The 26,382-nt window shown below is 55.9% G+C and carries 28 protein-coding genes; 22 read left to right on the forward strand and 6 right to left on the reverse strand.

Features of this window, described 5'->3' with window-relative positions; translation table 11 throughout:
- The first annotated feature begins 213 nt into the window (after window positions 1-213).
- From BW956_RS05220 to BW956_RS05235, 4 genes are all read left to right on the forward strand, one after another.
- Entirely contained in the window at window positions 214-1,599 is a 1,386-nt protein-coding gene (locus BW956_RS05220; protein WP_076461429.1) for an MATE family efflux transporter, read from the forward strand.
- Window positions 1,559-2,614 (forward strand): DUF3080 family protein, encoded by a 1,056-nt coding sequence (locus BW956_RS05225; RefSeq protein WP_076461431.1) that lies wholly within the window; start codon window positions 1,559-1,561, stop codon window positions 2,612-2,614. The genes BW956_RS05220 and BW956_RS05225 overlap by 41 nt, the downstream gene beginning before the upstream one ends.
- Before the next feature lie 118 nt (window positions 2,615-2,732).
- A complete protein-coding gene (locus BW956_RS05230; protein ID WP_010324323.1) occupies window positions 2,733-3,371 on the forward strand; it encodes a transglutaminase-like cysteine peptidase in 639 nt (212 codons plus the stop codon).
- 16 nt (window positions 3,372-3,387) lie between these two features.
- On the forward strand, window positions 3,388-5,346 hold the full coding sequence (locus BW956_RS05235) for an EAL domain-containing protein (protein WP_076461433.1): 1,959 nt from the start codon (window positions 3,388-3,390) through the stop codon (window positions 5,344-5,346).
- On the opposite strand, the gene trxC is transcribed toward BW956_RS05235, so the two are convergent.
- The 3 genes from trxC to tusA form a co-directional block, all read right to left on the reverse strand.
- Window positions 5,335-5,769: a thioredoxin TrxC gene (gene trxC / locus BW956_RS05240; protein ID WP_076461435.1), complete on the reverse strand. Its 435-nt coding sequence runs from the start codon at window positions 5,767-5,769 to the stop codon at window positions 5,335-5,337. The two genes, BW956_RS05235 and trxC, sit on opposite strands and share 12 nt — an antisense overlap.
- 61 nt (window positions 5,770-5,830) lie before the next feature.
- The gene (locus tag BW956_RS05245; protein ID WP_076461437.1) at window positions 5,831-6,397 is read right to left on the reverse strand and encodes a ProQ/FINO family protein; all 567 of its coding nucleotides are present in this window, start codon (window positions 6,395-6,397) and stop codon (window positions 5,831-5,833) included.
- The gene (gene tusA, locus BW956_RS05250; RefSeq protein WP_010324319.1) at window positions 6,398-6,637 is read right to left on the reverse strand and encodes a sulfurtransferase TusA; all 240 of its coding nucleotides are present in this window, start codon (window positions 6,635-6,637) and stop codon (window positions 6,398-6,400) included.
- Between the two features lie 124 nt (window positions 6,638-6,761).
- On the opposite strand from tusA, the gene BW956_RS05255 reads away from it, so the two are divergent.
- A complete protein-coding gene (locus tag BW956_RS05255; RefSeq protein WP_010324318.1) occupies window positions 6,762-7,043 on the forward strand; it encodes an antibiotic biosynthesis monooxygenase family protein in 282 nt (93 codons plus the stop codon).
- A 2-nt stretch (window positions 7,044-7,045) separates the two neighbouring features.
- Here BW956_RS05255 and rlmM read toward each other — a convergent pair whose 3' ends face one another.
- Complete coding sequence (gene rlmM / locus BW956_RS05260; RefSeq protein WP_076461439.1) at window positions 7,046-8,119, reverse strand: 23S rRNA (cytidine(2498)-2'-O)-methyltransferase RlmM; 1,074 nt, start codon at window positions 8,117-8,119, stop codon at window positions 7,046-7,048.
- A 400-nt stretch (window positions 8,120-8,519) separates the two neighbouring features.
- On the opposite strand from rlmM, the gene ccoN reads away from it, so the two are divergent.
- The 15 genes from ccoN (at window position 8,520) to BW956_RS05335 (ending at window position 22,563) form a co-directional block, all read left to right on the forward strand.
- On the forward strand, window positions 8,520-9,950 hold the full coding sequence (gene ccoN / locus BW956_RS05265) for a cytochrome-c oxidase, cbb3-type subunit I (protein ID WP_010324316.1): 1,431 nt from the start codon (window positions 8,520-8,522) through the stop codon (window positions 9,948-9,950).
- Between the two features lie 22 nt (window positions 9,951-9,972).
- Window positions 9,973-10,593, forward strand: coding sequence for a cytochrome-c oxidase, cbb3-type subunit II (gene ccoO, locus BW956_RS05270; RefSeq protein WP_010324315.1), 621 nt, complete (start codon window positions 9,973-9,975; stop codon window positions 10,591-10,593).
- A 45-nt stretch (window positions 10,594-10,638) separates the two neighbouring features.
- The gene (locus tag BW956_RS05275; protein WP_010324314.1) at window positions 10,639-10,782 is read left to right on the forward strand and encodes a cbb3-type cytochrome oxidase subunit 3; all 144 of its coding nucleotides are present in this window, start codon (window positions 10,639-10,641) and stop codon (window positions 10,780-10,782) included.
- A 15-nt stretch (window positions 10,783-10,797) separates the two neighbouring features.
- The gene (ccoP, locus tag BW956_RS05280; protein ID WP_010324313.1) at window positions 10,798-11,694 is read left to right on the forward strand and encodes a cytochrome-c oxidase, cbb3-type subunit III; all 897 of its coding nucleotides are present in this window, start codon (window positions 10,798-10,800) and stop codon (window positions 11,692-11,694) included.
- Between the two features lie 135 nt (window positions 11,695-11,829).
- Window positions 11,830-13,254 (forward strand): cytochrome c oxidase accessory protein CcoG, encoded by a 1,425-nt coding sequence (gene ccoG, locus BW956_RS05285; protein ID WP_010324312.1) that lies wholly within the window; start codon window positions 11,830-11,832, stop codon window positions 13,252-13,254.
- A 71-nt stretch (window positions 13,255-13,325) separates the two neighbouring features.
- Window positions 13,326-13,841: a FixH family protein gene (locus BW956_RS05290; protein ID WP_010324311.1), complete on the forward strand. Its 516-nt coding sequence runs from the start codon at window positions 13,326-13,328 to the stop codon at window positions 13,839-13,841.
- Window positions 13,838-16,300, forward strand: coding sequence for a heavy metal translocating P-type ATPase (locus tag BW956_RS05295; RefSeq protein ID WP_076461441.1), 2,463 nt, complete (start codon window positions 13,838-13,840; stop codon window positions 16,298-16,300). The genes BW956_RS05290 and BW956_RS05295 overlap by 4 nt, the downstream gene beginning before the upstream one ends.
- 3 nt (window positions 16,301-16,303) lie before the next feature.
- On the forward strand, window positions 16,304-16,507 hold the full coding sequence (gene ccoS, locus BW956_RS05300) for a cbb3-type cytochrome oxidase assembly protein CcoS (protein ID WP_010324309.1): 204 nt from the start codon (window positions 16,304-16,306) through the stop codon (window positions 16,505-16,507).
- Window positions 16,504-17,178, forward strand: coding sequence for a sulfite exporter TauE/SafE family protein (locus BW956_RS05305; RefSeq protein WP_076461443.1), 675 nt, complete (start codon window positions 16,504-16,506; stop codon window positions 17,176-17,178). Before ccoS ends, BW956_RS05305 begins: the two co-directional genes overlap by 4 nt.
- 71 nt (window positions 17,179-17,249) lie before the next feature.
- Window positions 17,250-18,641 carry an oxygen-independent coproporphyrinogen III oxidase gene (gene hemN, locus BW956_RS05310; RefSeq protein ID WP_076462097.1) on the forward strand — a complete coding sequence of 464 codons (1,392 nt, stop codon included), beginning with the start codon at window positions 17,250-17,252 and terminating at the stop codon, window positions 18,639-18,641.
- A 106-nt stretch (window positions 18,642-18,747) separates the two neighbouring features.
- The gene (gene fnr / locus BW956_RS05315) at window positions 18,748-19,521 is read left to right on the forward strand and encodes a fumarate/nitrate reduction transcriptional regulator Fnr (protein ID WP_076461445.1); all 774 of its coding nucleotides are present in this window, start codon (window positions 18,748-18,750) and stop codon (window positions 19,519-19,521) included.
- A gap of 189 nt (window positions 19,522-19,710) precedes the next feature.
- Window positions 19,711-20,253 carry an adenine phosphoribosyltransferase gene (locus tag BW956_RS05320; protein WP_010324305.1) on the forward strand — a complete coding sequence of 181 codons (543 nt, stop codon included), beginning with the start codon at window positions 19,711-19,713 and terminating at the stop codon, window positions 20,251-20,253.
- Between the two features lie 17 nt (window positions 20,254-20,270).
- Window positions 20,271-21,152, forward strand: a complete 882-nt coding sequence (locus tag BW956_RS05325) for an alpha/beta hydrolase (RefSeq protein ID WP_076461447.1) — start codon at window positions 20,271-20,273, stop codon at window positions 21,150-21,152.
- Window positions 21,149-21,586, forward strand: coding sequence for a thioredoxin family protein (locus BW956_RS05330; RefSeq protein ID WP_083702946.1), 438 nt, complete (start codon window positions 21,149-21,151; stop codon window positions 21,584-21,586). The genes BW956_RS05325 and BW956_RS05330 overlap by 4 nt, the downstream gene beginning before the upstream one ends.
- A 59-nt stretch (window positions 21,587-21,645) precedes the next feature.
- The gene (locus BW956_RS05335) at window positions 21,646-22,563 is read left to right on the forward strand and encodes a recombination-associated protein RdgC (protein WP_076461449.1); all 918 of its coding nucleotides are present in this window, start codon (window positions 21,646-21,648) and stop codon (window positions 22,561-22,563) included.
- 22 nt (window positions 22,564-22,585) lie between these two features.
- Here the strand turns inward: BW956_RS05335 and BW956_RS05340 are convergent, their stop codons facing one another.
- Window positions 22,586-23,215, reverse strand: coding sequence for a rhodanese-like domain-containing protein (locus BW956_RS05340; RefSeq protein ID WP_076461451.1), 630 nt, complete (start codon window positions 23,213-23,215; stop codon window positions 22,586-22,588).
- A gap of 117 nt (window positions 23,216-23,332) precedes the next feature.
- On the opposite strand from BW956_RS05340, the gene queE reads away from it, so the two are divergent.
- A complete protein-coding gene (gene queE / locus BW956_RS05345) occupies window positions 23,333-23,965 on the forward strand; it encodes a 7-carboxy-7-deazaguanine synthase (RefSeq protein ID WP_076461453.1) in 633 nt (210 codons plus the stop codon).
- A 7-nt stretch (window positions 23,966-23,972) separates the two neighbouring features.
- Here queE and BW956_RS05350 read toward each other — a convergent pair whose 3' ends face one another.
- Entirely contained in the window at window positions 23,973-24,857 is an 885-nt protein-coding gene (locus BW956_RS05350) for a bile acid:sodium symporter family protein (protein ID WP_076461455.1), read from the reverse strand.
- Window positions 24,858-25,186: 329 nt separating this feature from the next.
- Here BW956_RS05350 and BW956_RS05355 point away from each other — a divergent pair, with 329 nt between their 5' ends.
- Complete coding sequence (locus tag BW956_RS05355; RefSeq protein WP_076461457.1) at window positions 25,187-26,356, forward strand: cation diffusion facilitator family transporter; 1,170 nt, start codon at window positions 25,187-25,189, stop codon at window positions 26,354-26,356.
- Window positions 26,357-26,382: the final 26 nt, after the last annotated feature.

Raw genomic sequence — 26,382 nt, forward strand, 5'->3', positions numbered from 1 at the left:
TCACACTTACACGCACTAGACAACGGGGGCCTTCTGGCTCCCGTTTCGTTTGTGCCTGATTACAAACACTTATTCAGCCTATAAGACAGCTATCATTGCACTCAGGCCTGCAGCAGCTTATCCTTGCCGCACTCACATGAATGGTGAGAGCCAACCCCTGGCTTGGGAAAAAGGCTCCTGCACCCAAGATCGCCAAGGGTATGATTTAATCAAGTGTCAGTGATAAGCCCGCAACGCAGCGCAGAAATCATCCAGCTTCTCCGTCTGGGCTGGCCCATTATGGTGGCCCAGCTGGCGCAGAACTCCATGACCTTCGTCGACACCCTGATGTCAGCACAAGCAGGGCCAGAAGACCTCGCCGCCATCGCCTTGGGCAGCAGCCTTTGGCTCCCACTGTTCCTGGCTGTTGCCGGCATCCTCATGGCCACAACGCCCACCGTTGCCCACCTGGTGGGGGCAAACCGAAGCCATGCAACACGGCACACCTTTCAGCAGGCCTGCTGGCTGGCATTACTTATGGGCGGCATTGGCGTTTTCCTGCTGCGCAATGCATCCCCCATACTCGATCTTCTACAGCTTGAACCGGGGCTTTATGCCAAAACCCAGGATTATCTCGATGCCGTAAGCTGGGGCTTCCCTGCCTTTCTCCTTTACCAGGTGGTGCGCAGCTTCTCAGAGGGATACGGTAAAACCCACCCAGCCATGCGCATTGCCGTACTCGGTGTCTTACTCAATATCCCGCTGAACTATGTCCTGATTTTCGGCAAGCTGGGCCTTCCCGCCATGGGCGGTGTCGGCTGCGGTTATGCCACGGCGATTGTCATGTGGGTCATGTTACTGACCGGCCTGGGCTATCTTCGCCACAGCCCCCTTTTCAGCCCCCTGGAGGTTTTCAGCCACTGGCAACGACCTTCGCTGGCCTCAATCAAGGAATTGCTGAAGCTGGGCGTACCCATCGGCGTATCCCTGCTGATTGAAGTGAGCATGTTCTGCGTACTGGCCTTGATCCTGGCCCCTCAGGGCGAAAGCGTCATTGCCGCCAACCAGATCACCATCAGCTACACCGGTATGGTATTCATGATTCCGCTCAGCATGGCCATGGCGCTGACCATTCGCGTAGGCCACCTGGTCGGCGCAAAGGATCCGGCCGCAGCCCGCTTTGCCGCCTCCACCGGCACCCTGATTACGCTCTGCATAGCATCTTTCAGCTGCACCCTGTCGCTCCTGCTGGCCCCGCAGATTGTCTCCCTCTACACTGACCACACCGCCATCAGCACCCTGGCCATCACCCTGATCAGCATTGCGGCCGTGTTCCAGTTTTCCGATGCTCTTCAGGTCAGCGCCGCCGGTGCACTGCGTGGCTACAAGGATACCGCCATCCCCCTGTTCATGGTTTTCATCGCCTACTGGGTTATCGGCCTGCCCGTCGGGTATACACTCGGTTTCACCGACTGGTTGACCCCCGCCCTGGGGGCAGCTGGCCTCTGGTATGGACTGTTGATCGGGCTTAGCGTTGGCGCCGTACTCCTGGGTACACGACTGCTGAGGATTTCCCGCCATGCGCTACATCGTTCTGCTGTGCCTGCTGACCACTCTTAGCGGATGTAGCCAGGATCCTGTCACTGAACGCCTGCATGACTACGCCTCTCGTGTAGGGAACGCCATTGAATTTGACGTTGAACTCAGCCTCGTCGACAACCTCCCCCAGTATCCCGCCAAGCGCGACCGTATTCAGCCCGTTGATGATATCCGCGAAGGCTTGCTGGACGTGCTGGACTTGCGACGCTGCGGACTGCTGACTCTGATCGGTGAGCGCAACAGCTCCCTGGGCAAGCTTGCCGGGCATAGCCAACGTCTGATTTATGAAATGCGCTTTCTGCCGCCCCTGCGCCAATGCATACAAACGTTAAGCAACCAGCAAACCCCACTTGACGAAAGCGACCAGCAACTGTTGCAGCGTCTTACCCAAATCGAGGCAATCAAACGACAAAACCTGCCAGGCATCGTAGCCAACGCAGTTTTTGCTACCGAAGAAATCGAGCAGCAATTCTCGCTCAACGCCACAGCAGCCGACCAGGCCACGCTCGAGGCTTACACCCATGTAGAACCGGCATTGCAGCGCCTCGCACACCTGGCTGATTTGAGTCAGCGCTCGGATTGGCCTGTACCAGACAATATCGACCAGCTGGAAGACAGCTACGCACAGCTATACCGCACCCCCTTTGGTGCCAGCTGGCTGAAAAGCCTGAGCTATTTGACCCAGACACTGGACCAGACCGCTGATGCGCTGGAGCAGCGACTTGAACAACGCCCGCTATGTTTCAATCGTAAACCCACCCCGCAGGCACAGATCATGCGCAACGTCTTTGAGCGGTATTATGCAGGACAGCTGCAGCCATGGATGTCAGCCGTACACCGTAATGGCCAGCGCTGGCGGTCGCATTGGCAAACACTGGCCGAAACCCTGCCGTTGACACCTCAGCTGCAAGATTATTTCTCCGCCACCCTGCTGGGCGATACCAGTCTGTGGCAAGACTACATTTCAGCGCGTGATCGCCATACCAAAAGCTGGCAGCGTATGCTGGGGCATTGCGGCATGATGCCCTCGGCATGACTTGTACCTGCACCCTTTATCTTTCATCATAGGGCCAATAGCGTAATGGAGAGCGCTTTTGCCTGCTTCCCCCCCTTCACATCGACTTTCATTACCTGGCATTTCGTTACTGCTGGGCATGGCAGCGGCTTTGGTCGTTGCCATTGCCACCGCCGTAGAAACCTCGGCCTTGCGCCTGAGCGAGAGCCAGATTGAGGAGTATCGCAAGGTCTATGGAGAGGATGCCGCCAAGCGCCTGCGGGCCTGGCAGGCCCTGATCCGTGACAGCGCCCATCTGCCCGAAGACGAAAAGCTGCAAGTGGTAAACCGTTTTTTCAACCAGGTGCGCTTCATAGACGATATCGTGCATTGGAAACAGAAGGATTACTGGGCAACCCCGGTTGAGTTTCTCATCAGTAACGGCGGCGATTGCGAAGACTTTTCAATCGCCAAGTTCTTTACACTGCGTGCTCTGGGCGTGTCCGAGGAGAAAATGAGCATTGCCTACGTTAAGGCACTGGAGCTTAACCAGGCGCACATGGTACTGACCTATTATTCTGACCCCAGCGCCATGCCCGTTGTATTGGACAACCTTATTGGCGAAATTCGTCCCGCCAACCAGCGACCGGACCTGCTTCACGTGTACACTTTTAATGGCGACAGTCTCTGGGTGAGCAAAAAAGGACGCAGAGCAGAGCTGGTAGGCACCTCAAACAAGCTTAAACCCTGGGTCAAACTGCAATCCCGCATAGAACAGAACGCTGTCAACCTGAACTAGCCCGAGGAGCATTCAGATGTCTTTGACCAACCAGATCATTACGACCGTAATTGCCGTCATTCTCGGGCTGGCGGTCAGCACCCTGTATATCCTGTCGGACAGCTCCCGCAACACTTTGGTTACTCAGCTGGAATCGCATGCCGAAGACGGTGCTACCCACCTAGGTCTCTACCTGGCTCCATACATGCAAAAAGGCGATGTTGCGACAGTAGAAACAGCGGTCAACGCCATCTTCGACAGCGGTTTTTACCAGCGGATTGATGTATTGGACAGAGCTGGCGAGGCACTCTATAGCAAGCAATTCGACAGCTCTGCCAACATTGATGCGCCTGAGTGGTTCATTCAGCTGATTCCAATTACACCACCCACCAAAACCCGCGATATCGCCTATAACTGGCAGCAGGTCGGCAGCATTCATATCCGCAGCCGTGCCGGCTATGCCTACGAGCAGCTTTGGCTCGGCGTACGCAACGCGCTGTTACTATCAGCCGTACTATCGCTCCTCGCGGCATTAGTGCTCTCGGGACTCCTGCGCATTCTGCTCAGCCCCTTGCGTGGTGTTGAGCATCAGGCAATGGCTCTGGCCCGCCGGGAGTATATAGAGCAACCCAACCTGCCCAAAACTCGTGAACTGCGCCGGGTTGTTACTGCCATGAATCTGATGGTCCGCCAGGTTGAGAATATGTTCAACGAGCAGAACCGTAACATTGAGGCACTGCGTACTGCCGCTTACCGCGACACCCTGACCGGACTCAATAACCGCAAAGCCGCTCTGACCCAGCTGAACGAACATCTGGAATACCGCCAGGACTTTGGACCGGCCTCGCTGATCTGTCTGCGCCTTAACAACCTGCAACAGCTCAACAAGGAACTGGGCGAAGACAATACCAACCATCTGATTCAAACCAGCGCCCGCTTGCTTGACGAACTGGCCAAACAACTTGGCTTTAACGTGACCGGTCGCATGGGTGGCGCCGAACTGGTGCTGCTGGCACGACGCCGCAATCGTGATCTGTGGCAGCAAAAACTGGAGCCATTGGCCAACCAGATCAATACGCTGCACGCCCAGCTCAACAACACTGAGGGCAAACCCAATATAGTCAGCATTGGCATTAGCAGCTGCGAGGGTCACGACAAGACCGAGACGCTGCTTTCGCAGGCCCGGTTCGCGGCAGATCAGGCAGAGGAAAACAATGAAGCCATCGCCTTCTATAGCCAACACCAGGCACAGCGCGGCTGGTCCGAGCAATGGCAGGAGCATGTTGCCAACGTGATTGGTAACGGCCAGATCTTCCTGCAGCAACAGACGCTTGTCGGCACCGAAAACCAGCCAGTGCACGCAGAGGTGTTCGCCCGTATCCTGAACCAGGAAAACGAGCCCTGCAGCGCCGGTGAATTCCTCGGGGTAGCACGCGACCTGGACCTGCTGCCGGTCATTGACCGACTGGTAATCGAGCGAGCCTTGAGCTACTTGCTGACACACGAGGCCCCATCACGACTGGCTGTAAACCTGGCTAACCAGACCCTCAGCCAGCCTGAATTTGTCGACTGGCTGCTACAGAAGCTCGAGCAGAGCCCGGCCAGCGCGCGGCTGTCGATTGAGGTTAACGAAACAGCCATCCTCACCCGTCTTGACGCTATCCAGTCATTGCGCAACTCACTTCAGGGACTGGGTGTGGAGTTTGGCGTCGATAACTTTGGCACCCACCCCAACGGCTTCAGCTATCTGTACGCTCTGCGCCCGGACTATCTGAAAATTGATGGTTCACTCGTACGCCATCTGAGCCACAGCGAAGAAGACCGCTTCTTTGTCAGCAGCCTGATCAGCGTGGCTCACAGTCTGGAAATCCAGGCACACGCCGAGCATGTCGAGAACGAGACGCAGCGCAGCACCCTGCAGGGCATGAAGATTGATGGCACCCAGGGCTATCTGCATGGCCAGCCGAGTGCCCTGGGATCAGTGTCAGAGGTGTGATCTGACCCAACGTTCCAGACTGGACAGGTCCATGGCGCCCGCCTGTCGGGCGATCTCCTGCCCCTGATGCACAATCAACAGGGTCGGAATACTGCGAATCGCATAGCGGGCGGCCAGTGACTGGGATTCTTCCGTATTGACCTTGAGCAACAGACACGCGGGTTCAAGTTTCCCTGAGGCCTGCTCGAATACGGGCGCCATCATTTTGCAAGGCCCGCACCATGAGGCCCAGAAATCGATTACCAAAGGCAGATCGGTATTGGCTGCAATGCGGGCGAAAGCGGCCTCATCAACCTCATGCGGCTGCCCTGTCATCAGGGGCTGCTTGCAGCGGCCACAGACTGGATCTCGAGCGAGACGGGATTCGGGTAAGCGATTGGTTGCCAGACATTGGCAACAGCTGAGATGAACCTGACGGGACATGGCGGAACCTCCTGAGACACGTCTCATTTAACTGGAGGCGACCCGCCCTGATTTCAAGCGTTTAGCGACCGCCTTTGTTCAACAAGGCTTCCAGCTTGCGGTTCATGCGGTCTTCTTTCTGCTTCTGGCGGGATTCACGCTCCTGGCGGCGCTCTTCCTGCTGACGTTCACGACGCTGATCACGGATTTCCTTCAAGCGCCCGGCTGCATGCTCCGCTTCTCCAGCAGTAACCTTGCCACAGGCCTCACCCTTGAGATCAACGCGCTCAACATCCTCAACAACAGACTTGAGGTAGGCGATGGAGCGCACATAGGTGGCCAGCGCGCGCTTGATCCGGTTACGGGCCAGTTTTTCATCAGCAATCAGGTCTTCCTGAATACCGATCTTGAGCGGGCGTACATTGTCGCGGCTGAAGGTTTGCGGATAGGCTTCAATCAACTGCTCAAGGGCTGCCTGGTTGGCGGCACGGTTCTTGGAACGATTCTTGCCGGTGGCGTTTTGGTTCACTGTTTGACTCTCTGTTGTCCGGTGTTTTGCCTGACTTTTCTGCTCGACAGTCACCAGGCGTTGTTCACATTCCTGCAGCAGTGTCTCAACACTGGTCTGCAGATTTTCAAGTTCCGACACTCAGTCAGCCCCTTTTTCAATCACATACACATAAACATCCTCGATCACTTGCTGCTCCTGCAGCGCATGACCCAGGAAGGTACAGAATTTGGGAATATCACGCTGGGTAGACGGATCGGTCGCCGTCACCTTAAGCCGCTCACCGGCCGACATCTCGCGCACCTTGTTATGGAGCATCATAACCGGCTCGGGGCATAACAGCCCGGTAGCATCAAGCTCGTGATCGACGTTTTGTTTCATCAGAACTGCACAACTTTAAATATATATAAGCGGGCCTGGGCACCGCACCTGGGCCGGAACTGGCTTGCACCGGCACAACAAGCGATTATCCTGATATAAACACCATCACTCAAGGAGTAAGCTGATGATTCGTGTTCTAATCGAGCGTCATATAGCCTCAGAACTGAGCGAACACTATGATCGCGTTGCCCGGGAAACCCTGCAGGCTGCCATGCACTTCCCCGGTTTTATCTCAGGTGAAGCCCTGCATAACAGCGCTGATCCGAACCATCGTGTCATTCTTGCCACCTACCGGAGCGAAAACGATTGGCTCAGGTGGGCAAGTTCGGATGAGCGCCGTGACATGATGGATCAGATCAACCCGATGCTGGAAACCGATGAAAAAGTCACCGTGTTCAGTCATTGAGTTCAACTGGTCAATGACAACCAGCAGGTGATTTCCTCGCGGTCGTGATAGAGCTGCTTGGCCTGCAGACGATAACCAACACCCGCCAGGTGCAACTGCTCCTCCAGGTGGGCCAGGCAGCTCTCGACCTCATCAAAACGTTTTTTCATCGGCAGCTTGAGGTTGAACATCGCCTCACGACACCAGCCGTTAAGCGCCCATTGCAACATCAACTCGGTAACACGTACAGGCTTATCCACGACATCACACACCAGCCAGTCAACGGGCTTGGGCGGCGCGAAGGTAAACGCATCCTCGCGGCGATGCTCAACCTGCCCGGTTTCCATCAAATCATCATTCATGGGGCCGTTATCGACAGCAATCACATGCATATCCTTGCGTACCAGCTGCCAGGTCCAGCCACCCGGCGCCGCCCCCAGATCGACAGCTGTCATGCCGGGCACCAGTTTTTCCTGTTGCTGCTTACCGCGTAAAAAGTGCAGCCAGGCTTCTTCCAGCTTCAGGGTTGAGCGGCTCGGTGCATCCTTGGGGAATTTAAGACGACGAATTCCCATCGCCAGAGGAGAGCTGTTGCGGACGCGGGTCGCCCCAAACCAGAATGTTTTTCCATCCAGTACAAACAGATGCCAGCGCCAGTCAGAACGTTGCTTGCGCGGCAGCAACAGTCCCTCTCGACGCAGACCTTGCGACAAGGCTGAACCAAATTTACGCGCAAAGCCCTGCAGCTCACGTCCCTCAGTCGTATCAGCGACCTCAACCATCAATTCCGCCGCCTGGGGCAGCTGCCTGGCCCATTCAAGCATGGGGGTGACACGATCTCCTGTGGGCAGATCGCTGATCTGCGGCAGGCAAGCGAACCATTGACGGGTAAATATCAGCCGCTCGAATGGCAGTGACTGCATTAACTGTTCGGCATCGCCAGGCTGATAGCACTTAAAAATGACATAACCCTGGCTCGGCTCGAACTGCGGATAGCCATAGACACCCACGCTGGCGCAGCGCTCCGTTATCTCGGCGGCACACTCCTTCTCAAAACCGCCTCGGCAGTGCAGCAAAACAGCGTTCAATTGTCCCATATGACCTCCAATTAGTAGGCGGGCAACTATAGTAATGCCTTAGTCTAATAACAACTATTCCAATGGATAAGACAATGCTTAAAACCGCCTCAAACCCGCGTTTGATCCATATCAAGCAAAACATTAAATGAAAATAAACGAACCCGGCTTAAACCCCGTATAAGCCATTACCCAAGGCTTTTTCCATACCTGAACCCTGAATTGGAAAAAGCAAAAATCATTGAATTTCAATAGATTGCGAAAAGCGACACCTTTTGACCTCAAAACCACTGCACCAAATCAAGCCTGCGACAATCAACCGCAGCAAAAAGTTTCATTTCATTGAAATAGCTTGGGTATTCCAAGATAATTGCCGGTGGAACTCTTCTTACTACTATTAGCTTGTTGATGAGAGCCTGACATGAGCACTGCAACTGAACACCCGACTTACAATTACAAAGTCGTGCGCCAGTTCGCCATCATGACGGTGGTCTGGGGCATCGTCGGTATGGGCGTCGGCGTATTGATCGCCGCCCAGCTGGTGTGGCCTGCACTGAACTTTGATATTCCCTGGTTGACCTACGGACGTATCCGTCCGTTACACACCAACGCGGTAATCTTCGCGTTTGGTGGCTGTGCGCTTTTTGCCACTTCCTACTACGTGGTACAGCGTACCTGTCAAACCCGACTGTTCTCAGATGCTCTGGCGTCTTTCACATTCTGGGGTTGGCAGGTTGTAATCCTGGCAGCTGCTGTAACCCTGCCGCTCGGCCTGACTTCCGCCAAGGAATACGCTGAGCTGGAATGGCCGATCGATATCCTGATCGCCGTTGTCTGGGTCAGCTACGCCATCGTCTTCCTGGGCACCGTCAAGAACCGCAAGACGTCTCACATCTACGTGGGCAACTGGTTCTACATGGCGTTCATTATTACGGTTGCGGTCCTGCACATCGTCAACAGCATGGCTATGCCTGTCACTCTGACCAAGTCCTACTCCGTTTACCCGGGTACTGTGGATGCGATGGTTCAGTGGTGGTACGGCCATAACGCGGTAGGCTTCTTCCTGACTGCCGGCTTCCTGGGCATGATGTACTACTTCGTACCCAAGCAGGCCGAGCGTCCGATCTACTCTTACCGTCTGTCCATCGTTCACTTCTGGGCGCTGATCGCGACCTACATGTGGGCCGGTGGTCACCACCTGCACTACTCTGCCCTGCCGGACTGGACTCAGTCTGTCGGCATGGTCATGTCCCTGATCCTGCTGGCTCCGTCCTGGGGTGGCATGATCAACGGTATGATGACCCTGTCCGGTGCCTGGCATAAGCTGCGTACCGACCCGGTATTGCGCTTCCTGGTGGTATCCCTGTCCTTCTACGGTATGTCTACCTTCGAAGGCCCGATGATGTCCATCAAGACCGTAAACGCCCTGTCTCACAACACTGACTGGACTGTTGGCCACGTACACGCCGGCGCTCTGGGCTGGGTTGCGATGATCTCCATCGGTGCCGTATACCACATGATCCCGAAACTGTTCGGCAAGGCTCAGATGTACTCTGTTGGCCTGATCAATACGCACTTCTGGCTCGCAACAATCGGTACCGTTCTGTACATCTGCTCCATGTGGGTTAACGGTATCCTGCAGGGTCTGATGTGGCGTGCGGTTAACGAAGACGGCACTCTGACCTACAGCTTCGTCGAAGCGCTTGAAGCCAGCCACCCGGGTTACCTGGTGCGTTGGATCGGTGGCATGTTCTTCCTGACCGGTATGCTGCTGATGGCCTTCAACGTTTGGCAGACCGTTCGCAGCGGCAGCTCCGTCAAGGCAGCTGAACCCTCTGCGCAAGCGGCCTGATTGAGACGAGGAGCAGATAGCAATGATCAAACACGAAACGATTGAAAAGAATATCGGCCTCATGATCCTGCTGATCATCATCGTGATCAGCGGTGGTGGTCTGGCAGAAATCGTACCTCTGTTTTTCCAGAGCTCTACGACCAAGCCGATTGAAGGCCTGCGCACCTACTCTGCGCTGGAACTGGAAGGCCGCGACGTATACATCCGGGAAGGCTGCCATGTGTGCCACACCCAGATGATTCGTCCGTTCCGTGCTGAAACCGAGCGCTACGGCCACTACTCCACCGCGAACGAGCACGTATGGGAACACCCGTTCCTGTGGGGCTCCAAGCGTACGGGTCCGGATCTGGCACGTGTCGGCGGTCGTTATTCCGACGCCTGGCAGAAGGCTCACCTGTACAACCCGCGTGACGTAGTACCTGAATCCAAGATGCCGTCTTACCCCTGGCTGTTCGAGAACAAGCTGAGCGGTAAAGACACTGCAGCGAAGATGCAGACACTGCGCAAGCTGGGCGTACCGTACACTGATGAACAGATCAGCACTGCCCGTGAAGATGTGCAGGGTAAAACCGAGATCGATGCTCTGGTTGCCTACCTGCAGTCACTGGGTAAAACGCACTCTGTTTACACCAACAAACGGTAATTTTCAGTGAGTTACGAGGTTTATGGTCCCTTCATACCGGTCATAATGCTGATCACTTTCATCGGCCTCTTCATCTGGGTGCTTTTGCCCGGCAACAAGAAGCGGTTCGATGAAGCCTCCAACCTGCCCTTCGAGGATGACGAGCAGGACAAACGGAGTCGTGAAGAGCTGGACCGACGGGACCCATAACAGGAGAGACGACAAATGAGTGCTTTCTGGAGCGCGTGGGTAACCGTGATTACCCTGGCAGTCATCTTCGGCTGCACCTGGCTCTTGCTGGCTACCCGCAAGAGCGAAAAGTTCAAGGAAACGACCGAAGAAACTGTCGGTCACGCCTTTGACGGTATCGAGGAGTTCGACAACCCGCTGCCGCAGTGGTGGTTCTACATGTTCGTAGCAACCGTCATCTTCGGTCTGGGTTACCTGATGCTGTACCCGGGTCTGGGTAACTTCAAAGGCCTGCTGGGCTGGACCTCTCACAACCAGTGGGAGCGCGAGATGCAGCACGCTGAAGAGGTTTACCGTCCTGTTTTCGCGGAATACGCAACTCTGTCTATTGAAGAGCTGCAGAAGCCGGAAAACGAAGCAGGTCTGAAAATGGGTCAGCGCATGTTCGCCAACAACTGCTCCGTTTGTCACGGTTCTGCAGGTACTGGCGCCATCGGCTTCCCGAACCTGACCGACAATGACTGGCTGTACGGTGGCGAGCCTGCCACTATCAAGCAGACCATCGTCAACGGTCGTAACGGCGGCATGCCGGCATGGGCTGATGTTCTGGGCGAAGACGGCGTTCGCGACGTTGCCAGCTACGTCATGACCCTGAGCGGCAAAGAAGCCGTTGCGGGTACTGATGTAACCAACGGTCAGAAACAGTTCCAGGCACTGTGTACCGCTTGTCACGCACCGGATGGTACTGGCATGCACGCACTGGGTGCGCCGAACCTGACTGATGACATCTGGCTGTATGGCGGTGACTTCAAGCAGATTGCACACACCATTCGCGCAGGCCGCGCAGGTGTGATGCCTGCTCAGAAGGACCTGCTGTCTGATGACAAGATCCACCTGATCACAGCCTACGTCTACAGCCTGTCCAACAAGTAAGGCATAGACGCGTCTGAACCAAGGCGGCATGATGCAAATCATGTCGCCTTTTTTTTTAGCGGCCTAGTATAATATTCACTGCCTCTAATACATTTAGAGCAGACCTGTCGATCTTCAATAGCAGTAGGTACTGGCATGAATCAGATACCGGTAAAGGACGTTACTCCGCCCAAGAAGGGCAAGGGTGGCGAAGTCGAAACCTATAATCTCTACGCCAAGCGCGAGCACATCTACGTCAAGTTTTACAAGGGATTCTTCAAGAACTTCCGCATCATTTCCGGCTTTCTGATGCTGGCGATGTTTTATGGATTTTCATGGATTCAGTACGATGGCCGCCAGGCGGTACTATTTGACCTGCCCAACCGTCAATTCCATATCTTTGGCATGACGTTCTGGCCGCAGGATTTCATGCTTTTATCCTGGCTTCTGATCATTCTCGCCTTCACCCTGTTTTTCGTTACCGTGTTCGCCGGTCGCCTCTGGTGTGGCTATGCCTGCCCCCAATTTGTCTGGACCTGGCTGTTCATCTGGGCCGAGCGCATCACTGAAGGTGATCGCAACAAGCGCATGCGCATGGACAAGCAGCCCATGAGCAAGGACAAGTTTCTGCGCAAAAGCGCCAAGCACCTGCTCTGGATTTTGATTGCCGTCGCTTCGGCCATCGCGTTTGTCGGCTACTTCTCCCCTATTCGCGAACTGGTGCCCAGCATTGCCAGCTGGGACCTGGGTCCCTGGGAAACCTGGTGGCTGGCTTTCTTTGCCGTTGCAACCTACGGCAATGCCGGTTGGCTTCGTGAACAGGTCTGCATCTACATGTGCCCCTATGCCCGTTTCCAGAGCGTCATGTTTGATCAGGACACCCTGATCATCTCGTATGATGAAAAACGCGGCGAACCACGTGGCAAGCGCAAGAAAAATGCCGACAAGGACAGCAGCGGCCTGGGTGACTGTATCGACTGCATGGCCTGTGTGCATGTCTGCCCGGTGGGTATCGATATTCGCGATGGTCTGCAGTATGAATGCGTAGCCTGTGGCGCCTGTGTCGACGCCTGTGATGACATGATGGATCGCATGGGTTACGAGCCCGGCCTGGTGCGCTACACCACCGAGCATGCTCTGAAAGGCAACAAGACCCATCTCATGCGCCCGCGCCTGATTGGTTATTTTGTTGCCCTGCTTGTGATGTTTGCCGCCTTCGCCTGGGCGATCGCCGACCGTGTACCGCTGGAAGTCGATGTTATTCGTGACCGTGGCGAGCTGTATACCAATACACCATCCGGCATGATCCAGAACGTTTACACCCTCAAGATCGCCAACAAGGATCAGGTAGATCAACAGTACCGCATCAGCATCTCCGGCCCTGACGGCCTGGAAATGGTGACTGAACCTGTCGTAACCGTCGCTGCTGGCGAGCTGCTGAACTACCCCGTTCGCCTGCAAATAGATCCTGATCAGCTTAATGTTCGCAATGCTGATATAAACTTTAGGGTAATTTCGCTGGACCAAAGTACTGCCATTGAAACTGAAAGCCGTTTCCTTGGTCCCATACCTCAACGCTAGTCCCCTTAAAGACCTGATTTGGGTTAGAATGGCGGCCGGTTAATCCGGCCGTCTGCATTTCAAGGAGTGTCATGAATACACACGAACAAGCTACCGCCCCCTGGTTCAAACAGCCCTGGCTTTGGTTTGTCCTTGCACCACTGTTCGCCGTATTTATTTACGCCACGATCTTTATGTATATCGCCGTTACCACCAGTGATGGCGTGGTGAAAGAGGACTATTACAAAGTCGCTCGCGGTATGAATATCGACACCTCCCGTCAGGATCAGGCACGCAACCTGGAAATCCAGGGCGACCTGAAAATCGACCGCATGACCGGCGACGTCAACCTGCGCCTCAATGGTTTGCTGGACAGTTTTCCTGAACAGCTGCGTCTGAACATCATTCACCCGACGCATCAGAAATATGACCAGACACTGACATTGCGCAGCGTCGATGGCAAAGGCCTCTATGCCAGCAGCCTGCAGGGTAAAATCAGCAGCAAGCGCTATCTGTCCCTGAGCCCCATGGATGATAACTGGCAGGTACGTCTGGAAATTGAGCCTCCTTTTGACGAACAGCTCAACTACACCCTTAAACCACAGTGAACGCAGAGTCCAAAGTCCAGAGCAGTGATGCTCGTCAGGACTGTTTTCATTGCGGCCTTCCGGTCCCGCCCGGTACCGACTACACCACGGTTATTGATGGCTCGGCACGCAGCATGTGCTGCCCGGGCTGTCAGGCTGTGGCCCAAACCATTGTTGACGGCGGGCTGGACAACTTCTACCGCCACCGTGACAATCTTGCCCCTGCACCGGACAACCTGACAGGCGGAGCCCCGCTTGATGACGAGCTGGCCCTGTATGACAACCCGTCCATTCAGGCCGGTTTTGTTCGCAGCCTGGAAGATAACCGCAGCGAAGCAACCCTGGTTATGGAAGGCATTACCTGCGCGGCTTGCGTATGGCTGCTTGAGCACCACCTGTCACGCCAGCCCGGGGTTGAGTCATTTAGTGTCAACCTGACCAATCACCGCGGACGACTGGTCTGGGACCCCGAACAAACCTCCTTGAGCCGTCTGTTCGCTGAAATCATGCACATCGGCTATCGGGCGCACCCCTTCCACCCCAACCGCGAAGAGCAGTTGCTGGAAGCCGAGAAAAAGCGTGCCATTCGCCGCCTGGGGATTGCCGGGGTCGGCATGATGCAGGTCATGATGATGGCCGTCGCCCTCTATGCCGGCGCACTCCAGGATATGGAGTCCCGCTTCGTCGAGTTCATCCGCTGGAGCAGCCTGGTCATTACCACTCCGGTGGTGCTGTATTCTGCACGCCCGTTTTTTATCGCCGCCTGGCGCGACTTGCGCACACGCCAGCTCAGCATGGACGTGCCGGTTTCCATCGCTATTGGCGGAGCGTTCCTGGCCAGTATCTGGGCCACCCTTACCAATACGGGCGAAGTCTATTTCGACTCGGTCACCATGTTTACCTTCTTCCTGTTGATCGGCCGCTTTGTTGAAATGCAGGCTCGCCACCGTACAGGTCGTGCCGGTAATGCCTTGATGGACCTGCTGCCGGGAAGCGCCACCCTGCTGATGGATGGCCATGAAAAACTGATCCCGGCATCCGAACTCCAGGTTGATCAAATCGTACTGGTCAAGCCCGGGCATACCATTCCGGCAGATGGTGTCATCATTGAAGGCAACAGCACCATCGATGAATCCGCCCTCACCGGTGAGTATCTGCCCATCAGCAAAAAGTGCGACGATACCGTGGTTGGTGGCACCATCAACGTAGAGCACCCGATCAAGGTCCGCATCACGGAAACCGGACAAAATACCCGTATTTCAGCCATTATCAGCCTGATAGAACGTGCCCAGTCTGAAAAACCGGCTACAGCCAAAGTTGCTGACAAGGTGGCACGATATTTTGTCATGGCCGTGCTGCTTACATCGGTAACCGTAGCTACCGCCTGGTATCTGGTATCCCCGGCCGATGCCTTCTGGATTACGCTGTCGGTATTGGTCGTCACCTGCCCCTGTGCACTGTCCCTGGCAACACCTACCGCGTTGACTGCGGCGACCGGCACTCTGCGCCAGCAGGGCTTGCTCATCACACGCGGGCACGTGCTCGAAGGTCTTGCCAGCGCCACCCATGTCGTTTTCGACAAGACAGGCACCTTGACTGAAGGCAACCTGAGCGTGCGCGACATGCACCTGCTGCGTCCTGGTTTTGCAGCCAACCCCTATACCATTGCCGCATCACTGGAACAGCCATCCGAGCACCCCATCGCCCAGGCCTTCCGCCCCTTCTTCAGGCAGGAAGCCCAGGACGTCAGGGTACAGGTGAACGCAGGGGTAGAAGGTCTGTTCCAACAGCAGCGCTTCCGCCTGGGCAAGGCATCCTATGCCGCAGAACTCTATGGGGGCGAAACCCCGGCAACACCTGAAATGGCTGTGCAATGGTTGTTGCTGGCTGACGAACAAGGCCCGGTGGCCTGGTTCTCGGTGGATGACCAGGTTCGACAGGATGCTCCCGAGTTAATCACCATGCTGCACCAGCGCGGCATTCATGTTGCCATGCTCACCGGTGATGAATCCGAGGCCGCTCCCAGGGTTGCTGAACAGCTTGGCATCAGCGAAGTCCAGCGCGGCATGTCGCCAGATCAGAAGCTGGCCTATATCAAGCAGCTCCAGAATGATGGAGCCAGTGTTGTCATGGTCGGCGATGGCATCAATGACATCCCGGTTCTGGCGGGTGCTCGCACCTCCATCGCCATGGGCAGCGCCACCGATCTGGCCAAGACAAGCGCCGATGCCGTCTTGATCTCGGGTGAGCTGAAGCGGCTTGCTCTGGGTATCCTGCTGGCACGCAAGACCCGCCTGGTCATTCGTGAAAACCTGAGCTGGGCACTACTCTATAACCTGGTAGCCTTGCCATTGGCAGCGCTGGGCTTCATTGCACCATATATGGCCGCCGTGGGCATGTCAGCCAGTTCGCTGATTGTGGTCGGTAATGCCATGCGTCTGGCCCGCACACCTCGAATCAAGCCCCCGCGTCGGAGTTGAATCATGGACATTATCTACCTGCTCATTCCCATCGCCATTATTCTGGCCAGCGTTGCGATCTGGGCTTTCTCATGGAGCGTCAAACAGGGTCAGTTTGATGACCTGGAATCTCCGGCGCATCGCATTCTCTATGATGATGACGAAGACATGATTCCTGAAGATGCGCGTCAGGACAAAGACAAGAACCGGTCTCAGGACTCCAAGTGACCGAATTTCCTGCAATCCTGGCTGCCGTTCTGTTTGGCCTCGCCGGCAGCACTCACTGCATTGGCATGTGTGGCGGCATTGCCGGCAGTGTTGCACTCAGCGCCAGCGGCAAGGCCTCAACACCCCTCTACCTGCTCGGCTTTAATATTGGCCGCCTGCTCAGCTATGCCATCGCAGGCCTGCTGGTCGGTCAGTTCGGAGCCATACTGGCTCAGGGCCAGGCACTGACGATCAGCCTGCGCACAGTCGCTGCGCTGATCATGATCGTCATGGGTCTTTATATCGCTCAATGGTGGCAGGGCGCGGCATACCTGGAACGCGTCGGACAGATTATCTGGCGTCGCATTCAACCCCTCACTAAAGCGTTTTTGCCGGCCGACCGTTTATGGAAGTGCCTCTTCCTCGGCGGCCTCTGGGGCTGGCTGCCCTGTGGGCTCGTCTATACAACACTGATCTGGGCGGGCACCACGGGCCAAAGCGCGCCAGAAAGTGCGATGCTGATGCTGCTGTTTGGCCTGGGCACACTGCCCGCCATGATGACAACATCCGTTCTGGCGGGTCAGCTGCGCCAGGCACTGCAACGCAAGGGCGTAAGACAAAGTGCCGGCGCACTGGTCATCATATTCGGCCTGCTCACGCTGCCCTGGCAGGGATTGCTCGGCCACGCTTGATATTCATCAACCACCCGCCAACCCTCACGCGCTATACTGCTCGCTTGACCACCTATGCATGAGGTTTTGTGGTGAAACGAGACACCGATATCCGCTGGGATCTGGACCTGATCCGTCGTTATGACCTGTCCGGTCCCCGCTATACGTCTTACCCGACGGCCATTCAGTTCGATAGCCCGCTGACACCCGAGGCCTTGCTGTCGACAGCACGGGAAACAACCGACACGGCAGCACCACTGTCCCTCTACGTGCACATCCCCTTCTGTGCACATGTCTGTTACTACTGTGCCTGTAACAAGGTGATCACGCGTAATCGCAACAAGGCCCAGCCCTACCTGGATACCCTGTACCGCGAGATGTCCCAGCTGTCGCAGTGGTACAGTCAGGACCGCATCGTCAACCAGCTGCACTGGGGAGGTGGCACACCCACCTTTATCAGTGATGAGCAGATGGCAGAGCTGATGCAGATGCTTGGCCAGCACTTCCGCCTGCGGGACGATGACAAGGGCGATTACTCAATCGAAATTGACCCGCGTGAAGCCAGCCATGACACCCTGGGTGTCTTGCGTGACATCGGTTTCAACCGCATCAGCCTAGGTGTTCAGGATGTAAACCCTCAGGTTCAGGAAGCCGTGAACCGGGTACAGCCAACGGAACAGACGCAGGCGATCCTCACCCGCTCCCGTGAGCTGGGCTTCAAATCGATCAACATGGATCTGATCTACGGCCTGCCACACCAGACCGCTGACAGCTTTGCCGAAACATTGAATACCGTGATCGACATGAGTCCGGACCGACTCTCGGTGTTCAACTATGCGCACCTGCCTGATCGCTTCCGTTCACAGAAGCACATTCGCGCAGAAGATCTGCCCTCGTCCGCCACCAAGCTCGATATTTTGCAACAGACAATCCAACGGCTGCTGGACGCCGGCTACGTGTATATCGGCATGGACCATTTTGCCAAGCCGGACGACGAACTGGCCATCGCCCAGGCACAGGGCAAGCTGCACCGAAACTTCCAGGGCTACACGACGCACTCTGATTGTGACCTGGTTGCAATGGGCGTATCGGCCATCAGCCAGATTGGCGATGTGTATTACCAGAATGAACATGATCTCTCTGCCTACACACAGGGCGTCAGCCAGCAGGAGCATGCGGTCAAGCGTGGTGTTATCCTGACGCCGGATGACCATATCCGTCGGGCCGTGATCACCCAGTTGATCTGTCAGTTTGAACTGGACAAGGCAGAGGTTCTGGCCCCCTTTGACGTGACCTTTGACGACTACTTTGCCGCTGAGCAGACCGAGTTGGCCCAGTTTGAGAAGGATGGCCTCATTGAGCAGAGCCCGACCCACATTCGCGTAACGCCAGCCGGCCGCCTGTTGATTCGCCGTATTTGTATGGCGTTTGACGCCTACATCCCCAAACAACAACCGAGCAACAACTTCTCGCGTATTATCTGATACACCGGCCAGGGAGGGCTGAAAACCTTCACCCATGGGGGGAAATGTTACATAATGCGGCTAATTGCCATCGCGTTGTAACTCCAGATCAGAAAGGAACCCCCTCATGGCCGATTGGAAATCTCAGGGAAAGCTCCATAGTCTGCCGCAAGTTCATTGTAAAACCTGCAGCCTCAGCTCTCTGTGCCTGCCTGTTTCGCTTGAACTGACAGAAATTGACCGCCTTGACGACATTATCGACAAGAGCCGTCCCCTGAAAAAAGGCGAGCATCTGTTTCACCAGGGCGAGCCCTTCAGCTCCGTCTACGCCATCCGTGCCGGCTCTATCAAGAGCTACACCCTGACCAACGAGGGTGAAGAGCAGATCACCGGTTTTTACTTCCCTGGAGAACTGGTGGGTTTGAGCGGCTATGATGCCGAAAACTACCCCATGTCTGCCAAGGTGCTGGAAACCACCACCGTGTGCGAAATTCCATTCGAGCGCCTGGATGAGCTGTCCGGCCAGCTGCCTGAACTGCGTCGCCAGATGTTGCGCAGCATGTCCAAGGAGTTGCGTGACGACCAGCAAATGATGCTGTTGCTGTCCAAGAAGAATGCGGAACAGCGCGTTGCCACCTTCCTGCTGAAACTGTCCCAGCGCTTCAAGGCACGTGGTTACTCGGCGTCCAACTTCCGTCTGTCCATGTCACGTAATGAAATCGGCAACTACCTGGGCCTGGCCGTTGAAACCGTCAGCCGTATCTTTACGCGTTTTCAGAAAATGGAGTTGATGCGCGTGGATGGCAAGGAAGTTGAGCTGACCAACCTTGAAGAGATGTACCGTCTGTCCGGTGAAGCCCAGGATGACGAGTGCCCCCACTCCAAGGAAAAGACATCTTGAGTCAGTAATGGCTATTGCAGAAAGCGGGCAGCGGACGCCCAAATAAAAAAGGCACAGTCCAGAGGACTGTGCCCAAGTTGCACAATGAAGTAGCCATCTCAATGTGTAACCCAACGCCCTCATTACACCTGTATTTTGCGACCGCAGCATTGAGTTATATCAACAGCCTGTCCGTCTCGGAGAATTTCTATGTCCTACGATGAGTTTTACGTAAAGTCCGTTATCCGTTCACTGCAGGACTGGCCAGAACCCGGCGTAGTATTCCGAGATATCACCCCGATTTTCAAAGACCCCAAAGCCATGCGCATGGTGTCAGACGCCTTTATCCAGCGTTATGTCGACAGCGATATCACCCACATCGCCTGTATTGATGCCCGCGGCTTCCTGTTCGGCTCCATCATGGCCTACCAGCTCAACCTGCCACTGGTATTGGTGCGTAAAAAAGGCAAGCTGCCAGGTGAAACCATTCATCAGGAGTATGAGCTTGAATACGGCACATCTGCTGTCGAAATGCAGAGCGACGCCCTGCAGGCCGGCGATCGTGTGCTACTGTTTGATGACCTGATTGCTACCGGTGGTACTCTGCTGGCCGCCTGTACGCTGATCAATAAACTCGGCGCTGAAGTTATCGAAGCAGCCGCCCTGATTGATCTGCCCGACCTGCAGGGGTCCACCCGCATTCAGGAGCTGGGTATTCCGGTCTATTCCCTACTGGCTTACGAAGGCCTCTAATTCAAGGAGAAGCCCCCATGCGTCTGGTCACGACTCTCGCCGCCGCCCTTCTGTGTGCCACCGCTGCACAGGCAGAGAATATCCAGCTGACCCACCAGGACCTGGTATTGAATGCCAACCTGGAATCCGCCGGAGAAGACGATCTGACCGGCCGCAGCCTGGTATTGATCAGCCACGGCACCCTTGCCCACGGGCGCATGGAGCTGGTCAGTGCTCTGCAGAACACTCTGGCCGAGTATGATATTGCCAGCCTTGCTCCCACGCTTAGCCTGGGCATCAGCGATCGTCAGGGCATGTATGACTGCTCCACGCCGCATACACACCACCACGAAGACGCCGTTGCAGAACTGGCACTATGGCTGGAGTGGCTTGAAGCTCAGGGCGCTGAGCGCATCCTGCTGTTGGGCCATTCACGTGGGGGCAACCAGGCTGCCCTGCTGTCACAAGAAACCGACAGCACTGCCTTGATGGGGCAGGTTTTGCTCGCGCCCATGACCTGGAATGCAGAAGCCGAAGCAAAGTCCTATGCACAACGGTACGGCCAGCCACTGGCGCCCCTGCTGCAACAGGCTAAAAACCAGGCGACGGGCCCTTTGCCCGACCCTGTCGATTTCCTCTACTGCGAAGATGCCAAGGTCAATGCAGACACCTTTGTCAGCTACTACTCGGACCAGCCTTCACATCACACACCCAGCCTCTTGCAGAACACCCAACTGCCAACCCTGGTGATCGCAGGGACCGCTGATCAGGTTGTACCCGACCTGAGTAAAGCCATGGAAACGGTCACCAACCCCACTGTTGAAACGGCCAGCATTGATGGTGCGAGCCATTTCTTCCGTGATCTGTATACCTATGATGTTGTGGATCTCGTTGAAGCATTTATGGAAGCGCACCCTTGAGACTACTGGCAACACTGGCCCTTTGCCTGATTTCCAGCCTGGCCAACGCACAAACGCTGCCACCGCTGACCCAACTCAGTCACGACAACCAGAAAGCGCACGTGTGGCTGGTACTTTTCTCCCAGCCCGATTGCAGCTACTGCGACCTGGTGCGTAATGAATTCCTCCTGCCCCTGCAGGAACAACCCCCGCAAGGCCTGGCGATTCGAGAACTCAAGGTCGCCACCGCCGGCCCGATCACAACCGCACAGGGCAAGCAAGTCAGTGCACGCGATTTTGCCAAGGGCCTGAATGTACGTTTTTATCCCAGCGTGCTGCTTCTCGATGAGGAAGGACAGTCACTTACGGAGCCTCTGGTAGGCATCAGCTCACGTGATTTCTACGGCTTCTATCTCGACCAGGCTATCGATCAGGCTCTGCATAAAGAACACTGAGTCCTTCCGCGCATTGCGTTATACTCCCTCTCCCATCGATCCAACCCCCAGGAGAGGCTATGCTCTGGTTCCGCAACCTGATTTTCTATCGCTTTACCCCGGAACCCGGTTTCACCCCGGAACATCTTGAAGAAGCCCTGTCACAGCACCCCTTCCGCCCTTGCGGCAGTCAGGAGCTGAGTAGCCTGGGCTGGAGCCGCCCGGTCAAGGAAATGGATGACATGCTGGTATTCGCCAGCCAGGGATTCATGTTGATCAACCTGCTGCAGGAAGAACGCATTCTGCCCGCCAGCGTCGTAAAGGACGCACTGGCTGACAAGGTGGACAGCATCGAGGCGGAAGAGTCTCGCAAGGTCTATCGCAAGGAAAAGCTGCAACTCAAGGATGAAGTCGTACTCGACCTCCTCCCGCGCAGCTTTACCCGCCGCAAGGGCCTGCATGCTCTGGTCATGCCGCAACAGGGCTGGATCGCGGTCGATGCCACCAGTCACAAGCGTGCAGAAGAGCTGCTGAATGCCTTGCGGGAAGCCCTGGGGAGCCTCAAGGTTGAACTGCCATTGACACACCTGTCAGCAGACAAGGTGATGACCGGCTGGTTGACCGGAGAAGCCTTGCCTCAGGGATGGGCGCTGTCCGATGAGTGCGAGCTGCGTGACCCCATGGCAGAAGGCGCCAAAATCAGCATCAAGGGCCAGGAGCTGTTGAGCGAAGAAATTCAAGCACACCTGGAAGCCGGCATGCTGGCCAAGCGCCTGGCGGTGGACTGGCAGCAGCAGGTCGAGCTGGTGCTGCATGAAGACCTGAGCCTGCACCGGCTGCGCCTGACAGAAGAGTTCCGCGACCAGATCGATGCCGACACCCCGGATGATGTCATGGCTGCCTATGACGCTGACATCGCACGCATGGGCCTGGAGTTCACCCGCCTGCTACCGGAAATCCTCACCGCCATGGGTGGCGAAGCGCCCAGAGGCAACTGAGCGCATCAGCAAGGGGCGGCGCCTAGCGGGCGTCGTCCCCCACCACCGTAAAACCAAGGCTGGTCCAGGCCTGCATGCCGCCACGGTAGTACTTCAGCTTTTCCGCAGGATAGCCCACCTCAAGCAGTTTACGGATCATGGCCGGCGTCTGGCCACACCAGTAACCGTTACAGAACATGGCCAGGGTTTTAGCCTTGCTGAAGTCATATTCTTCTTTACCGGTTTTCACCACGCCAAAATCATCCAGTGCCCAGTCACGATCGCCGGCATCATCCATCATTGTATAGGGGTAACTTTTGGCCCCCGGGATCGTCAGACGCACATGCCAGCCGATCGTGCGGGTGTCCACAATCATGATGTTGTCATCCTGCTGCGCCTGCATCATGTAGTCTACGAACTCCCGCTCGCCCAGCGTTTCCACCGGATGCGGCGCAAAGGGGTGCATGGGCTGAGGCATGCCTCTGGCCGTCAGGGCATAGAGCGGATGAATTTGATGCTCCTGATCCTGCGCCCGCTTGATTTCCACTTCTTCACCATCGTGCATCACCGTGAAGCTGGACAAGCCCGGAGCAATTTTGACCTCGGCATGTACGGCCGAGGACAGACTCAGTGCGGCACCAAGGCAGGTTGCCGCCAACCAGGGTTTAAACATGTTGATATCCTTTTCTGTTGTAATCGCGACAGTATAATCGATCTTAGCGGCAACATCCTTTTGCTTGATCTCGATCCTGATGCAGATACACTTGTCGCCTGATGTTCAGGAGCCTTCATGTACAGCGTCAAAGAGATTTTCTACACCCTGCAGGGCGAAGGTGCCCAGGCAGGACGCCCATCCGTTTTTTGTCGATTCACCGGCTGTAATCTTTGGTCAGGCCGTGAGCAGGACCGCAGCAAGGCCGTGTGCGATTTTTGCGATACCGATTTTATCGGTACCGATGGCCAGAACGGGGGCAAATTTGCCACAGCGGCCGAGTTGGCTGCCCGAATTGCCAGCTTCTGGCCCAAGCAGGACAGCCAGCGTCGCTATGTTGTGTGTACCGGCGGTGAGCCCGCATTGCAGCTGGACGAAGCACTTATAGATGCTCTACATGAAGAAGGGTTTGAAATTGCCATCGAAACCAACGGCACCAAACCCCTGCCGGCAGGAATTGACTGGATCTGTGTCAGCCCCAAAGCCGATGCCGAGGTCATTATCACTCGGGGTCATGAGCTGAAGCTGGTCTATCCTCAGAGCCTGGCACCACCCGAGCGTTTTGCTGATCTGGAATTTGACAACTTCTACCTGCAACCCATGGATGGGCCTTTGCAAGGCCAGTATACGCGACGCTGTATTGACTACTGTCTGCAGCACCCGCGATGGCAGCTGAGCCTACAGACCCACAAGATGCTGGGGATTGATTAATCACCCCTCAGGACGATTGCACCACCCTGGCCCCGACCAGATCCCGATTGCGCCAGGCGACCAGCAGCAATGCAGGCGCCTGCATCAGCACGCCGTACATGAGTACCACACCGGACATTTCCGCATTCTGCAGCAACCCGCTCGTGACCATTAACGCAGTGCCTGCATTCTGGATGCCGGTCTCAAGCGCCAGGGTGATCCCCTGCGCCTGCTGCAAGCCAGCCAGGCGTGCCACCAGATAACCACACAGCAGCGCACCACAGGCCAACAGCAACACCAGTGGACCGGCCGTACGAATGATGTCACCAAGACGATCCATATTCGCCGCGACGATGGCACTCACCACCATCAGCATGAACACCAGTGACATCAGTTTGACCGGTCGGCGCATGCGTTGCGCAAGGCCGGGCCAGCGGTGACTGGCAAACATGCCCAGCATCACAGGTACAAGTGTGACCGCCACCATCTTGGCAATTGAAGGCAATACAGGAAACGCCAACGCCTGACTCGACAACCCCCACAGAGACAACATCCACAGGGTTAGAACAGGCAATGTAAACGGCGTGATCATACTGGTAATGGCGGTGAGCGAAACAGAAAGCGCCGTATCCCCCCGCGCCAGGAGTGAGAGCATATTGGAGGTTGCTCCACCCGGGGCAAACGCCAACACCATCAAACCCACAGCCGCAACCGGCGCCAACACAAACAATTTAACAAGCACAAAGGCCAACAGCGGCAACAGCAACAACTGACAGATCAGCCCCAACGCTACCGGTCTAGGTGCCCGCAACAGCCGGGTAAAGTCATGCCAGCGTAAAGTCATGCCGACACCAAACATGATAATGAACAGGGCCAGCGGCAAAATCCAAAGCGTTATCACAGAGGGTTGCATAGTGCGCCTTTACGTCCTTGATAAAGGCTTATCTTAGGCAATGATTTTTACCGATACAATGTGGATAGCCGCTCAAGAGGCGCTATAGCTGGCTTTCACACGCCTACTCACATCTACTGTGGATAACACTGTGAAGATTTGATTACCAAACGGCGACAGCAGGCATGGTTACTTGCCCAACCTTAGATTGATTACTTTATAACCAGTAGTTTTTGAGCGTTTATATTCAATCAGTTGCAGACCTGATCGTGCCGATTTTGCGTGCTCGCTGGTGACCAGAAGCATCAGCCGCTATCATACGCAGTCCAATCAGGCAGAGATGGCCGCTCATGCAGGAACAACTTGATCAACGCCGTAAAGCGGCGGAAAAAGTAACGCTCATTGGCGCCGTACTGGATGCGGTCCTGGGTGCCTTGAAAATCGTGATCGGCATTCTGGCCAACTCCAGCGCCCTTATCGCAGATGGTATCCACTCGCTATCCGATCTTGTCACCGACTTTATGGTGGTCATTGTCCTGCGCCTGTCTCATCGCGGCCCGGATGACAATCACCCCTGGGGTCATGCCCGCTTTGAAACCGTGGGCACGGTGATACTGGGCGCCCTGCTTGTCGCCGTCGGTGTCACCCTCGCTTACGATAGCCTTCAGGCCCTGTTTAACGAGCAGCCTGCTGCAGCACCCACTTGGCCCGCGTTAGTGGTTGCAGCCCTGTCCATCGCCGGCAAGGAGTGGATCTTTCGCTATACCCTCAATGTGGGTAAAGAGCTGGATTCAGACCTGATCATTGCCAACGCCTGGCACAGCCGCAGCGATGCGCTCTCATCCATTGTTGTCTTCGCCGCCGTCGCCGGTGCGATGGCCGGCTGGTGGTGGCTGGATGCCCTGGCCGCTGTACTGGTGGCGTTACTGGTCGGCAAGATCGGCTGGGACCTGATTGCCCGCAGCATCACCGAACTGGTGGATACGGCACTGCCGGACACCAAGGTCGCCAAGCTGCAGGAACAGGCTCTTTCGGTGGATGGGGTACTCAGTGTGCACAGCTTTAAAAGCCGTCGCATGGGCAATCAGGGCCTGCTGGAGATGCATATACAGGTAGAGCCCCATTTGAGTGCAGCCGAAGGCCATTATATCGGTGATGTTGTTGTCTCCCGGCTGAAACAACGCTTTGATGATCTCAGCCATATCATCTTCCACATCGATACCTACGATGACGAAGAAGCCGAAGTGGACCCTTCCAGTCCCGAGCTGCCCTCTCGCCGCTACATCAGCCAGCAGCTGGATGTGCTCCTGGCCAATACATTGAGCCTTGAGCCCGACTACGAGCTGACGCTGTATTACCATCCGACCAGTATCGATGTTGAGATCAAGCTTGGAACGACACTGGTGGCATCCCTGCGCCAGCAAAGCCTGACACCTGCCGAGCTGGAACAGCACATCACTGAGCAGCTGTCTTCCCAGGGCTGGTTCCGCTCCCTGACGCTTTGGAAACCTGCCGCTTAAGCATAAAAAAGGCCGCATAAGCGGCC

It is taken from the genome of Marinobacterium stanieri (genome assembly GCF_900155945.1).
GTDB classification, from domain to species: Bacteria; Pseudomonadota; Gammaproteobacteria; order Pseudomonadales; family Balneatricaceae; genus Marinobacterium; species Marinobacterium stanieri.